Origin of the sequence: Rhizobium sp. R339 (assembly GCF_002211395.1) — a bacterium.
Taxonomy (GTDB): Bacteria; Pseudomonadota; Alphaproteobacteria; order Rhizobiales; family Rhizobiaceae; genus Rhizobium.
In genome coordinates, this window is record NZ_LOKV01000009.1 from 71,947 (window position 1) to 85,776 (window position 13,830).

Here is a 13,830-nt window from a genome sequence, read left to right on the forward strand (position 1 = left end):
ACGCGTCATCACAATATTTTGGCGGCGGTGACCTCGACTTCGACGAGGAATTCCGGTCGGGTGAACCCGCCGACGATGATCAACGTCGAGACCGGCTTCGGATCGAGCGTATAGCGATCGCGCACCGCCATATAGGCCGGAAAATCCTCACGCTTCGTCACGAATGCCGAAATGCGGATGACATCCGCAAAACTCATGTCCGCATCGGCGAGAATGGCCTTGATCGCTTCGAAACAAAGCTCCGCCTGTTTGCCGATATCTTCCGGCACCTTTTCGTCGAGACCGATGCCGAGCTGGCCTGAAACGACGAGCAGCGAAGCCCCTGGCGGCACCAGCAGCCCGTGATTGTAATTTCCAAATGGACGGCGGACGGACGGCGGATTGAAAATCTTCTTCATCGGCACTTCCTGCTGAAGCGGAACACTAAGCATCGTTCCCATCTAGTTGAATAACAAGGACAGGAAAGGATGCAAAGGGCGGTTTCCGCCTACTCCTGGGCACCCCTCTCCGACGTCAAACGCCGCGCTCTTTCCGCTCGGCAGCGGCCGCAAAGACGGCGCTGGCATCGCTGACGATTTCCACATGCGCATAGGCGGCGCGCGCGGCGGCCGCGCCATCCGCCCGCATGATCGCGGTCACGATCACGTCATGCTCGTCATAGGATTTCGCCAGCCGGCCGGACAGCCGGAACTGCGCTCGACGAAAGGGCGCAAGCCGGGCCCTGCTCTGCGTTACCAGCTCATAAATGTGCTCGTTGTGCGAGCCGCGATAAAGCCGGCTGTGAAATTCGGTGTTATAGGCAGCATATTCTTCGTCGGCGCCCTGGCGCACGAGCCGGGCCGAGGCGCGGTGCTCGATTTCCAACAGGCGCCGTTCTTCGATCGTCATCCGCTCGGCGGAAAGCCGCGCGCAAATGGCCTCGAGCTCCGCCATCGCCTCGAACATCGAATGCAGATAGGTTTCCGTCACATTGGTGACGACGGCGCTGCGGTTCGGCTCGCGTTCGACAAGCCTCATCGCTCCGAGCTCCCGGAGCGCCTCACGGACCGGGGTGCGCGACACTTCGAAACGGGCTGCCAGCGAAATTTCGTCGAGCTTGTCGCCCGGCAGCATCTGCCCGGTCACGATCATGTCGGCGATTGCCCGCACCATCTGCTCGACAGTCGTTCCTGCCCGGATGATCTCCCGGTGCCGGATCTGCTTCGATGGGTCACTCTGGTCCTTCGTCATGCTGCATACACATGCATTGTCCGCGAAACAAAGTCAAATACGGAAACAATACATTGTTTTCATGTGGAAAAATGAATTAATCCGCGGCTGGAAACAAGCTCACTTTCTTTATAACGTGGAATTTCAGCCAACTTTATAGGCTTTGCATAAATTTTATACTTTGAATCGGTGAAATTGCATACACTTATGACACCCGTCGAACCGCTTTGAAATTACCGTCGCAAAATCAATCCCTTAATATCTGGCACATCAGTTGCATGCACTCCCCCGTAACCAATGAACCGGCAGAAACCGCCGCAAGGGGAGCATTCCAATGACCAAACTCCTTTCCATGAACCGCCGCAATTTTCTTCAGGCTTCTGCTGCTGTTGCCCTTGCCGGCGCCGCGCCCGGCCTCCTCTCCTCGCGCGCCCTTGCCCAGAGCGCCCTTACCGTCGGATTCATCTATGTCGGTCCGAAGGACGACTATGGCTACAACCAGGCGCATGCCGAGGGTGCAGCCGCCGTCAAGGCGCTGCCCGGCGTCACCGTCGTCGAGGAAGAGAACGTGCCGGAGACGGTCGACGTCCAGAAGACGATGGAATCGATGATCAACCTCGACGGCGCGGCTCTGCTTTTCCCGACCTCCTTCGGCTATTTCGATCCGCACATGCTGGCGATGGCCGCCAAATATCCCGATACCCAGTTCCGCCATTGCGGCGGTCTCTGGCAGGAGGGCAAGCACCCGGCCAATACCGGCTCCTACTTCGGTTACATCTTTCAGGGCCAGTATCTGAACGGCATCGCGGCCGGCCATGCGACGAAAAGCAAGAAGATCGGCTTCGTCGCCGCCAAGCCGATCCCGCAGGTGCTGCAGAACATCAATGCCTTTCTGCTCGGCGCACGCACCGTCGATCCGACGATTACCTGCCAGGTGATCTTCACCGGCGAATGGTCGCTCGCCGTCAAGGAAGCCGAAGCCACCAACGCGTTGGTCGACCAGGGCGCCGATGTCATCACCTGCCATGTCGACAGCCCGAAGGTCGTGGCCGAGACGGCGGCGGGCCGCGGCGCCTTCGTCTGCGGCTATCACGCCAACCAGAGCCCGCTCGCGCCCGAGAAGTACCTGACCGGCGCCGAATGGGCCTGGGGCAACGTCTACAGCGACTTCGTCAAAAAGGCCCAGGCCGGCGAAAAGCTCGGCAACTTCGTGCGCGGCGGCCTGAAGGACGGCTTCGTCAAGATGAGCGCACTCGGCCCCGGCGTTTCCGATGCCGGGCGCAAGGCCTTCGAGGCCACCCACGCCGAGATGATGAAAGGCGGCTTCTCGGTCTTCAAGGGACCGCTCAAGGACAACAAGGGCAGCACGGTCGTGACCGCCGACCAGAGCTACGCCGAAGACGCGATCGAGCTCGAAAGCATGAACTATCTGGTCGAAGGTGTCGTCGGGTCCACGGCGTAAACCGCAAAGGGAGAAGCGCCATGACCGTCCAGGCCAATGATCCCGCAATATCCATCGCCGAAAACCCGGCTTCGCTGCGCCCCATCCTCGAATGGATCGCGCGAAAAGCCGAACCTTTTGTCATCGGCCTTGCCGCCATCCTGATCGGTCTTGCGCTCTTCTCCCTGTTCGTCCTGGCGATCGGCAAATCGCCGGCAGTGCTTTTTGGGCTCATGTATACCGGCGGCTTCGGCAGCTGGTTTTCGGTGCAGAACAGCCTAAGCCGTGCCGCACCCCTTCTCCTGACGGCACTCTGCGTTGCCCTGCCCGCTCGCCTCGGCCTCGTCATCATCGGCGGGGAAGGAGCGGTCGTGCTGGGCGGCGTTGCCGCCGCGGCCATGGCCATGCCGCTCGCGGGTTCGGCGCCGGTCTTGCTGACGTTCGTTCTCATGGGAATTGCCGCCATGGCGGCCGGCGGCATCTGGATCGGCCTTGCCGGTTTCCTGCGCCACTACCGCGGCGTCAACGAGACCATCTCGTCGCTGCTGCTCTCCTATATCGCCATCGCCTTGATGAACCAGTTCGTCGAAGGGCCGCTGCGCGATCCTGCAAGCCTCAACAAGCCGTCGACCAAACCGCTGCCCGCCGACTATATGCTCGGCAACATCCCCGGCATGGACGTGCATTGGGGCCTTGTCATTGGCATTGTCGCCTGCATCCTCTCCTGGCTCCTGATCGAACTGACGAGCTATGGCTTTGCCGCCCGTATTGCCGGCGGCAATGTGCGCGCGGCCCAGATTCAAGGCTTGCCTGTGGGCCGGCTGATTGCCGGCTTCACTGCGATCGCCGGCAGCTTCGCCGGGCTTGCCGGCATGATCGAGGTCGCCGCCGTCCAGGGCAGCGCTAATGCTTCGCTCGCCGCCGGCTACGGCTATACCGGCATCCTCGTCGCCTTCCTTGCCCGCCACAATCCGCTGGCGATCATTCCGGTCGCGATCCTGCTCGGCGGCATCGACGCCTCGGGTGGCCTGATCCAGCGCCGCATGGGGCTGCCTGATGCCACGGTGCTGGTGCTGCAGGGTATGCTCTTCCTCGTCATCCTCTTCTGCGAAACCTTCTACGGCCGTTTCAAGATCTTCAATCCCGACCTCTGGAAAAGGAGCCTCTGATGGAAGAGACCGGCATCGGCGCATGGGGCGTGCCCCTCGCCATCCTTGCGGGCGCCATCCGCGTGTCCACCCCCTTCATTTTCGTCAGCCTGGGAGAGACAATCACCGAGCGCTCCGGCCGCATCAACCTCGGCCTCGAAGGCACGCTCGTCTTCGGCGCGATGACGGCCTATGCCGTCGCCGTCATGACGAATTCCCCTTGGCTCGGCGTGCTCGCGGCCATGGCGACAGGCGCGGTCTTCGGCCTCGTCCACGGCTGGATCTGCAAATGGCCGAAGGTCAACGATATCGCGATCGGCATCGCCATGATGCAGTTCGGCCTGGGTCTCGCCTTCTTCCTCGGCAAGCCCTTCATCCAGCCGGCAGCGCCGCATCTGCCGGCAATTCCGCTCGGCTTCTGGTCCAATCTGCCGCAGATCCAGGCGGCGTTGAACATCAACGTGCTGTTCCTTCTAGGAGCCGCCCTTGCCTTCGTCCTCTGGTGGGCGTTCAGGAATACCCGCGTCGGCCTCGTCCTGCGCGTCGTCGGCGACAGTACGGATGCAGCACGGGCCATGGGCATCAACCCGGATAGCGTGCGCCTGCTCGCCACCGCCGTTGGCGGTTCGCTGGCGGCGATCGGCGGCGCCTATCTTTCGCTCTATTACCCCGGCTCCTGGAACGAGGGCATTTCCTCCGGTCAGGGCCTGATGGCCGTAGCCCTCGTTATCTTTGCCAGATGGAATCCCATCGGCTGCTTCCTTGCCGCCCTGCTCTTCGGCGGCGCCGGCGCGCTCGGGCCGGCGCTGCAATCGGTTGGGGTGAGCGAGGGTTATTATCTCTTCTATGCCGCCCCTTACGTGCTGACGCTGGCCATCATGATCGCCACCTCCTCGCCGACACGTTCGCTCGCCGGTGCGCCCGGGGCGCTTTCCCTGACAAAGTAGCATGAAAGGAGCCAAGTCATGAACGGCCTCGGCGGATTGAACAAATCGGAACATGGCGTCGGCATCGGCCTCGTCCAATTGCAGCTTCCCGTTACGGTCACCAGAGAAGACCTCGCCCGCCAGACACAAGTGATCGTGGATCTCGTCGGTAAAGCGCGACGCAACCAGCCCGGCATGGATCTGGTTGTTTTCCCTGAATATGCCCTTCACGGCCTGTCGATGGAGATCAATCCCGCGATCATGTGCGCGCTCGACGGGCCGGAGGTCGCAGCCTTCAAGAAGGCTTGCAAGGGGAACGCGATATGGGGCTGCTTCTCGATCATGGAGCTGAACCCTGAGGGAATGCCCTACAATTCCGGGATCGTCATCGACGATAAAGGCGAGCTGAAGCTTTATTATCGCAAAATGCATCCATGGGTGCCGGTCGAACCATGGGAGCCTGGCAATGTCGGTATCCCGGTCATCGACGGGCCAAAGGGTGCAAAGCTCGCGCTCATCATCTGCCATGACGGTATGTTCCCGGAGATGGCACGCGAATGCGCCTACAAGGGTGCGGAAATCATGATCCGCACGGCCGGTTACACCGCGCCAATTCGTGAAAGCTGGAAATTCACCAACCAGTCGAATGCCTTCTGCAATCTCATGGTCACGGCGAGCGTCTGCATGTGCGGCTCGGACGGCACCTTCGATTCCATGGGCGAAGGCATGGTCTGCAATTTCGACGGCACGATCATCGCTCACGGCGCCTCTGGGCACGTCAACGAGATCATCACCGCCGAAGTCCGTCCCGATCTGGTGCGCGAAGCACGCCTCGGCTGGGGCGTCGAAAACAATATCTACCAATTCGGCCATCGCGGGTATGTCGCTGTCTCCGGCGGCGCGGGTGACGCACCCTATACCTACATGCACGACCTCGTCGCTGGCAAATACCACCTTCCCTGGGAGGATCGGGTGAAGGTCAGGGACGGTACGTCCTGCGGCTTTGAGAAGCCGACGCGGCGTTACGGTGAAACATTCAAACTCGCAGGCGAATAGGAGAAGCAGACGATGGACGCCATGGTCGAAACCAAAGGACATTATATCGACGCCGACCCCTATGCCTGGCCCTATAACGGCGATCTGAGGCCAGAGAACTCCGCCCTCATCATCATCGACATGCAGACGGATTTCTGCGGCAAGGGCGGCTATGTCGATCACATGGGCTATGACCTGTCGCTCGTCCAGGCGCCGATCGAGCCGATCAAACGCGTGCTGGCGGCCATGCGCGCCAAGGGCTATCACATCATCCACACGCGCGAAGGCCATCGGCCCGACCTTGCCGACCTGCCGGCCAACAAACGATGGCGCTCGCAGCGGATCGGCGCAGGAATCGGCGATCCAGGCCCTTGCGGGCGTATCCTGACCCGCGGCGAACCCGGATGGGACATTATCCCCGAACTCTATCCGATCGAAGGCGAAACGATCATCGACAAGCCGGGCAAGGGTTCCTTCTGCGCCACCGACCTTGAACTGATCCTCAACCAGAAGCGCATCGCAAACATCATGCTGACCGGCATCACCACCGATGTCTGCGTCTCCACCACGATGCGCGAGGCCAACGACCGCGGTTTTGAATGCCTGCTGCTGGAAGATTGCTGCGGCGCGACCGACTACGGCAACCATCTCGCCGCCATCAAGATGGTGAAGATGCAGGGCGGTGTCTTCGGCTCCGTCTCCAATTCGCAAACGCTTGTGAGCCAGCTGCCATGAGCACGGTCCGCGACACACCTCTCCCGCAGACCGGCAGGGCCGTCGGGATCGATACGCTCGACATGACGATGCGCTTCGGCAGCTTCACGGCGCTCGACCATGTCTCGATCAAGGTGCCCGCCGGCAGCTTCCATGCTTTGCTCGGCGAAAATGGGGCCGGCAAATCGACCCTCGTCAAATGCATCATGGGCTTCTACCGCGCCACCGCGGGAACGCTTTCGGTGGACGGCCGCGAAGTGGCCATCGCCTCACCCAAAGACGCCGCCATCTATGGTCTCGGCATGGTCTATCAGCACTTCACGCTCGTCCCGTCGCTGACCGGCGCCGAAAACCTCGTCATCAGCCGCGCCGAAGTGCCGGCCATCATCAACTGGGCGAAGGAGCGGAAGGACCTTGCCGCCTTCATGGAGCGCATGCCGTTCAGGATCCCGCTGGACCGGCCGGTGAGCGAGCTTGCCGCCGGCGAGAAGCAGAAGCTGGAGATCCTCAAGCAGCTCTATCTCGGCCGCTCCTTTCTCGTTCTCGACGAACCGACCTCGGTTCTGACGCCTGCCGAAGCCGATGAGATGCTGGGTCTCATCAGGGGAATGACCGAGCGCGGCAAACTGACCGTGCTGATGATTTCGCACAAGTTCCACGAGGTGACGAAATTCGCCGATGCCGTCTCGATCCTGCGGCGCGGCAGGCTGGTCGGCACCGGCAAGGTCGGCGACCTCTCGACATCGGATATGGCCGCCATGATGATCGGCGACGTGAAGCTTGCAGAACTCGACAGCCGCGTTCCCGTCGCCGAAAACGCCAGGCCCGTCCTTGCGGTGGAACAGGTCAAGGCGCCGGACCGCTCTGGCCTCAAGACCATCGCGATCGACAATCTCATCGTCCGCTCCGGCGAGATCGTCGGCATTGCCGGCATTTCGGGCAATGGTCAGAAAGAGCTGACGGAAATCCTCGCCGGCCAGCGGCCGGTCGACAGCGGCCGCGTGAGCGTCAATGGCGAGGCCTACGGCGCAACGCGCCCCGAGACCCGCAGGAACAACGTCCGCTTCATCCCGGAGGAGCCGTTGCAGAACGCCTGCGCCCCGCGCATGACGGTCAGCGAAAATCTCGCCTTCCGGACCTTCGACCTGGCGGCGAACGGCAAGGATGCGACCTGGCTGAACAAGGGCAAGATGAAAGAGCGGGCGGCCGTGCTGATTTCGGATTTCAAGGTGAAGACCGCTTCCACATCCTCGCCGATCGCGGCACTTTCAGGCGGCAACGTGCAGCGTGCCGTGCTCGCCCGCGAACTGACCGGCGAGGTGGACCTGCTGATCGTCTCAAATCCATGTTTCGGCCTCGACTTCTCGGCTGTCGCCGAAATTCGGGCCCGCATCATGAAGGCCCGCAATTCCGGCACTGCCGTCCTGCTGCTGTCCGAAGACCTCGACGAGCTGCTCGAGATATCCGACCGCATCATGGTCATTTCCGAAGGCAGGCTCGTTTACGAGACGCCGGCGCGTGCGGCCGATATCGCCGTGATCGGCGCTCACATGGCGGGGCATCACTGATGGCTGAGATCAAGGCAGAACCCTTCGCTTTCCCGGTAAAGAACGACCAGCTCGCCCTTATCGTCATCGATATGCAGCGTGATTTCGCCGAGCCCGGCGGCTTCGGCGCAAGCCTCGGCAACGACGTCAGCCGCATCGGCAGGATCGTCCCCGATGTCAAACGTCTGATCCAGGGCTTCCGCTATGCCGGCCTGCCGGTCATCCATACGATGGAATGCCACCGGCCCGACCTTTCGGATCTGCCGCCGGCAAAACGCGACCGTGGCAATCCCATGCTCAGGATCGGCGACGAAGGCCCCATGGGCCGCATCCTCATAGCGGGCGAGGCGGGAACGGCGATCCTGCCGGAGCTTGCTCCGATCGACGGCGAAGTCGTCATCGAAAAGCCCGGCAAGGGCGCCTTCTATGCCACCGGGCTCACGGAGGTGCTGCAGCGAAAGGGCATCAGGCAACTGGTCTTCGCCGGCGTGACCACCGAGGTCTGCGTGCAGACGACCATGCGCGAGGCGAACGATCGAGGCTATGAGTGCCTGCTCGCCGAGGAGGCGACGGAAAGCTATTTTCCTGAGTTCAAGGCCGCCGCCATCGCCATGATCCGCGCCCAGGGCGCGATCGTCGGCTGGACCGCCCATGTCGACGACATTCTGGAAAGCATTGCCCATGCCTGAAACCACCCGCGAACGTCTGACATCCGGCGGTTGGAAGGAATTGGCATTCGGCCCCTTCCGCGATCAGGTGACCATCCATTGGATCCGTCCCTTTGAGGACGACCACCCGGGCGTGGCGCTTCTGAAATACGAGGCCGGCGCCAGCGTTCCGCGCCATCGGCATGAGGGACTGGAAACCATTCTCGTTCTCGATGGCGTACAATCGGACGAGGCGGGCGATTATGGTCGCGGCAGTTATATCGTCAACGCTCCCGGTACCGAACATTCGGTCTGGAGCGAAACCGGCTGCGTCGTGCTCATTCAATGGGATCGGCCGGTGAAAATACTAGAATTGGACGTCGCATAAAACCGGAGATCCGGCCTTCGACATTGCCCCGCTGCGCCAGTCTGTGGCAATGACCTCAGCACGCCGCGATCGTTGTATGATTTCTGGCCGCGTGACCGATCCTGGCATGAAGCCGTACGATCAAGGGTCCCACGTAGGTTTTTCCAATCGATTCGCGTCGAAGGATAAGAAGCGACGACCCCGTCGTATAGTCGATATGACCACGCCCAATTTCCGTCTACTGGCAGCTACTTGCTCCTGGAATGGCCGATATGGGCCGAGACAAGAACGGCAGCTTTTAGGTGTAGAGGATACATCTTCCCTCCTCTTTAAGAAGCATCGACTGATCGCTAAACTCACTGCACGGGAATATGATCTGTCGCTGTCTGAGGTAACGGAACCGTTCTGCGGTTGGTGGACAGTTTGCGGTATTTTGTCGGCGTTAAGTTGTGGTGACGTAGAAACACCCGGTTGAAGTTCGACAGATTGCGATAGCCCACCTCGAAGCAGATGTCCGTTATTGGCAGAGAGGTATCGGTCAATAGCTGACCTGCCTTCCAGATACGAAGCTTGTTGATATGGTCGGTGAAGGTGTGGCCGCTGTTTTTCTTGAAGAATCGCGAGAAAGCGCTGTCACTCATGCCGACCATGCGAGCCATGTCAGGCAACCGGATGTCCTCCGACAGATTGGCAAAGAGATACGCGAAGACCTGTTGCAGGGCTTCCAGCGAACCATAGCTCAGGTCCGGCACGTAAGCCTCTGAAGACAGCGTATCGAACTCGTCGGTGTCCCGCAGCAGCGAGAGCAATGCCAGGAAGGTCGAAAGCCGCACCGAGCCGGTCTGGAACTCCATGTCTAGTATCAGCCCCTCCGCCTGTTCCCGGGCCCGGCCCTTGAAGGAGAGCCCCCGCTGCGCGCGGGCGAGAAAGTCACGCAGCCCCGCCAGTTCCGGCAGGAAGGCCGAAGCCTGCTCCAGCTTGGCCGGCGGAAACTGGATGACGATGTCACGTCCTGGAATGCGCTCATTCGGTCCGAGCGGCGTCACCCAGTCGTGCGGCAGGTTGCTGCCGATGACGGAAATATGGCCCGGCGTGAACGCGCCGACATGATCGCCTGCAAGCAAGACGCCGCTGGCGTTGGGAATGTAGTGGATCTCCACCTCCGGGTGGAAATTCCAGACGTTGCGTTCCCACGGATAGTCATCGCGGCGCCACAGGAACGACTCGTCCGCGCCAGTCAAGACATACTCAAATCTCGCGACCGTCGGCGAAATAACTGACATTGCGGACATCCTCCATTGCTTCCCGCTATGCTCGTTGCGCTGCCAATCAATATTAGATTGTGCAACGCACACAGAAAATCATGAATATATTCGGCATTTCGCGCATGAGAGTATCAGTATCGCGCAACGGCCGCGCTTGTGTCCACCCGTACTTTCTACAACTATTGGGGTCCGTTGAGCGTGTCGGAGGAGAGTTTAGCACGCACAACCGGACAGATTTTGGGATCCAAATGGAGGAGAACAATGAACAGTTTCGTCAAAGCCGTGGGCGTCGGCTTCATTTCGCTTGGCCTTTGGAGCTCGACAGCTCTTGCTCAAGATTCCTGGTGGAAGACTGCCGCCCAGCCCTATCAGGGCGCGACCATCCGGGGCATCTCGGAATCGACCCCAGCGTCGAAATATGTCGAGCAAGTGCTCGGTCCCAAGTTCACCGAAGAGACCGGCATCAAGGTCGAATTCGAGGCGACATCGTGGGACCAAATGTACGACAAGGCGATCAAGGACATGGAAGCCAATACCGGCATCTATGACTTCGTCTATATCGAGCAGGACATCGTATATACGTATCTGGCCCGCAACTTCCTGGTCGATATCACCAAGTCGCTGGCCGATAATGCGAAGATCGCTTCGCCGGACTTCAAGCCGGAGAATTTCACCACTTTCCTGAACTATTTCAAGGATCCGAAGTCGGGCAATGTCATGGGCGTCCCAATGGAAGCTTTCATCAAGCCTTACCTCTACCGTAAGGATCTTTTCGATGATCCGGCGATCCAGAAAGCCTACAAGGATTCCACCGGTGCGGATCTGAAGCCCGCGACGACGCATGACGAGTATACCCAGATCGCCAAGTTCTTCACCGAATACGGCGCGGACAAGGAGCTCTGGGGAACCACCGTACAGGCCTCGTCGAGCCACCCCGCCGCCTTCTACGAATTCTTTGAGTCGGTCGCGCCGACGTTTGGCGTCTACAACTGGGGCATCGATGGCAAGACCTTCGCAGCCACCGAAGCCAACGGCGGCCAGATGAACTCCGCCGCCGCGAAGAAGGCACTCAACTACTGGGTCGGCCTGCTGAAATACGCGCCGCCTGAATCGACGTCGTCCACTTGGGACGAGGTTGCGGGGACATTTGCCGCCGGCCGCGCAGCCCAAGGCCTCGTCTACGGTGAGAACGCTGCCTGGATCGCCACCGACGAAAGCAAATCGACCGTCGTTGGCAAGGTGGGCGTAGCATTGCCTCCGGTTGAGGCGGGTGTCATGGAAGCAGCCGAAGCCGGCAAAGGATATATCGGCTATTACGATGGTGGCGCGTTCGGCATCCCGCATTCGTCCAAGAACAAGGACGCGTCTCTGCTATTCCTGCAGTATATCGGTCAGGCTTCAGTGCAGACCGACTGGGCGCTGGCCGGCTCCCGCATCGTCATGAACTCGACCTACGACGATCCCAGGATCGTCGATCAGGATAAGAAGATGAACGGCTATTACACGCTGATGCGTGAGGACGGAAAGCTGTTCGCCGGAGCTCCGCCGTTCCCGTTCCACGCGCAAGTTCTGCAGGTTGTCGCGCCTTTCATCTACAAAGCGATCGTCGGGGAGATCAAACCGGACGATGCGCTGGACCAGGCCGCCTCGGCAGCCGAAGCTGAACTCGTGAAGCTCGGCTACCGCAAGTAAAAGACCGCCTCCCAAGCGGTTGGCGGTCGCCTTCAGCAAGGTGACCGCCCCTTTCCTGACTGCGGTTTGCGGGCCCGCCCGCGACGCTGCAGGCGAATAAGTGTCAAGGACGATCTGACGGAGCGCAGGATGAGACAATCCAACATCGGATGGCTGTTTCTAACACCAGCCACGCTAATCCTGTTCGTTGTCGGGTTCGTTCCCTTCATCTACATTCTCTATGTCGGCTTCTTCGACTGGAACACCAACGCCGTCGACCCCACCCTGCGCTGGGCAGGCCTCCAGAATTATCGCAGCCTCGTTTTTGACACGACATTCCTGAACTCGCTGGCGCGCACGCTCATCTTCGCATTCTTCGTCGTTGTGAGCGAACTGTTGTTGGGCTACGTCCTGGCCCGCGCACTGATGGCAGACCGCCTGTGGGGCCGGCAGTTCTTTCGCACGATCCACACATTGCCGATCGTTGTCGCGCCCATTGCAGTCGGCGCTACCTGGCGGCTGCTTTGCGTTCCGGGCTTCGGCATCGTGCCCTATTACCTGAAACTGTGGTTCGGCATCGACTACAACATCTCGACCAATGCCTATCACGCCTTCGCCACGGCGATCATCATGGACCTGTGGCACTGGACGCCGTTCGTCACCCTGTCGCTCATGGCGGGACTGACGGCCTTGCCGAAAGAACCGCTGGAACAGGCGCAGATCGACGGCGGCAACAAGCTGCAGATTTTCTGGTACGTGATCGTTCCGATGTTGAAACCGGTGCTGCTGACAACCGTCTTCATCCGGCTGATGGATGCATTGCGCTCGGTCGACGAAATCTGGATGCTGACAAAGGGTGGTCCGGCCGAGTCGACGCGGTTCATCGGCCTTCATATCTGGATCAACGTCTTTCCGAAAACCGATTACGGCTACGGTGCGGCCATGTCGCTGCTGACGCTGTACGTCACGATCGTTCTGAGCTGGCTGCTGTTCGTTGCCATGACTGGCCGCAAGGGAGGTGCACAATGAGACGCTCCGGTATAGCTTCCTTCGTCCTTTGGATATGTCTGACCATTCTGACACTCCTTCCGGTTTGGTGGATGCTGGTCGTTTCCATGCGTCCTCGCGTGAAGCTCTATTCGAAGTCGTTCCTCATCGACGATCTTTACTGGAACAATTTCCTGGCGGTGCTGAACAGCTCGACCTTCCTGCAGTATCTCTGGAATTCGCTGGTCGTGGCGACATCGAACGCAGCGCTGGTGTGCGCGCTCGGCCTGCTCGCGGCGTTCGGGCTGTCGCGTTACAAAATCGGCGGCGGTGACAATGTGTTTTTCTGGTTGATCACCAACCGCATGGCGCCGCCAGCCGTGTTCCTGCTGCCGCTCTTCCTGCTGTTCACCAAGTGGTTCGTGTTCGGTGATTTCATGCTGTTCGACACGAAGATTGGCCTGATCCTGCTCTATTGCGTCTTCAACCTGCCCTTCGCCGTCTGGCTCTTGAAGGGCATGCTCGACGGGATTCCTCTGGAGCTTGACGAAGCGGCGCGGGTCGATGGTGCGACAACCGGCCAGGTGCTGTCCAACGTCATCCTGCCGCTGGCGCGGCCGGGGTTGGCCGTCACCTTCATCCTGACCTGGATTTTCGCCTGGAACGAGTACCTGTTCGCAGCGACCCTGACGTCGTCGGCTGACGCCAGGACGGTGACGACAGCGCTCGCTGAATATGTCTCGGTCACCGGAACAAACTGGGGCGAGATGGCGGCGATGGCGTTCCTGACCACGCTTCCGGCCCTGATCGTGCTGGGCTTCGTCCAGAAGCACATCGTGACCGGCCTCACGTTCGGCGCATTGAAAGGGTAAG

Annotated in this window: 14 protein-coding genes; 11 read left to right on the plus strand and 3 right to left on the minus strand. The window is 60.3% G+C overall.

Features of this window, described 5'->3' with window-relative positions; genetic code table 11:
• Positions 1-8 precede the first annotated feature (8 nt).
• Both ATY76_RS12690 and ATY76_RS12695 read right to left on the minus strand, forming a co-directional pair.
• Complete coding sequence (locus tag ATY76_RS12690; RefSeq protein WP_088675107.1) at positions 9-398, minus strand: Rid family hydrolase; 390 nt, start codon at positions 396-398, stop codon at positions 9-11.
• Between the two features lie 115 nt (positions 399-513).
• Entirely contained in the window at positions 514-1,230 is a 717-nt protein-coding gene (locus ATY76_RS12695; protein ID WP_088675108.1) for a GntR family transcriptional regulator, read from the minus strand.
• A gap of 313 nt (positions 1,231-1,543) precedes the next feature.
• Between ATY76_RS12695 and ATY76_RS12700 the strand changes: the two genes are divergently transcribed.
• From ATY76_RS12700 to ATY76_RS12735, 8 genes are read left to right on the plus strand one after another with little or no spacing between them, the layout of a single operon-like run.
• The gene (locus tag ATY76_RS12700; protein WP_088675109.1) at positions 1,544-2,671 is read left to right on the plus strand and encodes a BMP family ABC transporter substrate-binding protein; all 1,128 of its coding nucleotides are present in this window, start codon (positions 1,544-1,546) and stop codon (positions 2,669-2,671) included.
• 20 nt (positions 2,672-2,691) lie between these two features.
• The gene (locus ATY76_RS12705) at positions 2,692-3,819 is read left to right on the plus strand and encodes an ABC transporter permease (protein ID WP_088675110.1); all 1,128 of its coding nucleotides are present in this window, start codon (positions 2,692-2,694) and stop codon (positions 3,817-3,819) included.
• A complete protein-coding gene (locus ATY76_RS12710; protein ID WP_088675111.1) occupies positions 3,819-4,745 on the plus strand; it encodes an ABC transporter permease in 927 nt (308 codons plus the stop codon). Before ATY76_RS12705 ends, ATY76_RS12710 begins: the two co-directional genes overlap by 1 nt.
• An 18-nt stretch (positions 4,746-4,763) precedes the next feature.
• Positions 4,764-5,780, plus strand: a complete 1,017-nt coding sequence (locus ATY76_RS12715) for a formamidase (protein ID WP_088675112.1) — start codon at positions 4,764-4,766, stop codon at positions 5,778-5,780.
• A gap of 12 nt (positions 5,781-5,792) precedes the next feature.
• Positions 5,793-6,494, plus strand: coding sequence for an isochorismatase family cysteine hydrolase (locus tag ATY76_RS12720; RefSeq protein WP_088675113.1), 702 nt, complete (start codon positions 5,793-5,795; stop codon positions 6,492-6,494).
• Positions 6,491-8,041, plus strand: a complete 1,551-nt coding sequence (locus ATY76_RS12725; RefSeq protein ID WP_088675114.1) for an ABC transporter ATP-binding protein — start codon at positions 6,491-6,493, stop codon at positions 8,039-8,041. Before ATY76_RS12720 ends, ATY76_RS12725 begins: the two co-directional genes overlap by 4 nt.
• Positions 8,041-8,709: an isochorismatase family cysteine hydrolase gene (locus ATY76_RS12730; protein ID WP_088675115.1), complete on the plus strand. Its 669-nt coding sequence runs from the start codon at positions 8,041-8,043 to the stop codon at positions 8,707-8,709. Before ATY76_RS12725 ends, ATY76_RS12730 begins: the two co-directional genes overlap by 1 nt.
• A complete protein-coding gene (locus ATY76_RS12735) occupies positions 8,702-9,055 on the plus strand; it encodes a cupin domain-containing protein (protein ID WP_088675116.1) in 354 nt (117 codons plus the stop codon). Before ATY76_RS12730 ends, ATY76_RS12735 begins: the two co-directional genes overlap by 8 nt.
• Before the next feature lie 335 nt (positions 9,056-9,390).
• Here ATY76_RS12735 and ATY76_RS12740 read toward each other — a convergent pair whose 3' ends face one another.
• The gene (locus tag ATY76_RS12740) at positions 9,391-10,317 is read right to left on the minus strand and encodes an AraC family transcriptional regulator (protein WP_088675117.1); all 927 of its coding nucleotides are present in this window, start codon (positions 10,315-10,317) and stop codon (positions 9,391-9,393) included.
• A gap of 243 nt (positions 10,318-10,560) precedes the next feature.
• Here ATY76_RS12740 and ATY76_RS12745 point away from each other — a divergent pair, with 243 nt between their 5' ends.
• The 3 genes from ATY76_RS12745 to ATY76_RS12755 all read left to right on the plus strand — a co-directional run bounded on the left by ATY76_RS12745 (position 10,561) and on the right by ATY76_RS12755 (position 13,829).
• Positions 10,561-11,991 carry an extracellular solute-binding protein gene (locus ATY76_RS12745; RefSeq protein ID WP_088675118.1) on the plus strand — a complete coding sequence of 477 codons (1,431 nt, stop codon included), beginning with the start codon at positions 10,561-10,563 and terminating at the stop codon, positions 11,989-11,991.
• Positions 11,992-12,120: 129 nt separating this feature from the next.
• Positions 12,121-12,999, plus strand: coding sequence for a sugar ABC transporter permease (locus ATY76_RS12750; RefSeq protein WP_088675119.1), 879 nt, complete (start codon positions 12,121-12,123; stop codon positions 12,997-12,999).
• Positions 12,996-13,829 (plus strand): carbohydrate ABC transporter permease, encoded by an 834-nt coding sequence (locus ATY76_RS12755; RefSeq protein WP_088675120.1) that lies wholly within the window; start codon positions 12,996-12,998, stop codon positions 13,827-13,829. Before ATY76_RS12750 ends, ATY76_RS12755 begins: the two co-directional genes overlap by 4 nt.
• Position 13,830: the final 1 nt, after the last annotated feature.